This is a genomic window from Streptomyces sp. NRRL B-1140 (assembly GCF_001280065.1).
In the GTDB taxonomy this organism is placed as follows: Bacteria; Actinomycetota; Actinomycetes; order Streptomycetales; family Streptomycetaceae; genus Streptomyces.
In genome coordinates, this window is sequence record NZ_LGEA01000056.1 from 1 (window position 1) to 257 (window position 257).

The window sequence follows — 257 nt, forward strand, 5'->3', positions numbered from 1 at the left end:
CGGCGTCGACTTGGTGATCTTGCCGACTTCGGAGGTGGGCGAGTACTGGCCCTTGGTCAGGCCGTAGATCCGGTTGTTGAACAGCAGGATCTTGAGGTTGACGTTGCGGCGCAGGGCGTGGATGAGGTGGTTGCCGCCGATGGACAGCGCGTCGCCGTCGCCGGTGACGACCCACACCGACAGATCCCGGCGGGAGCTCGCCAGGCCGGTGGCGATGGCGGGGGCGCGGCCGTGGATGGAGTGCATCCCGTAGGTGT

General features: G+C 67.3%; 1 protein-coding gene. It reads right to left on the minus strand.

What is annotated here, in order from left to right; genetic code table 11:
- Positions 1-257, minus strand: a 257-nt coding sequence (locus ADK65_RS07650; RefSeq protein WP_234352822.1) for a thiamine pyrophosphate-dependent enzyme, incomplete at both ends; no start/stop codon positions are given.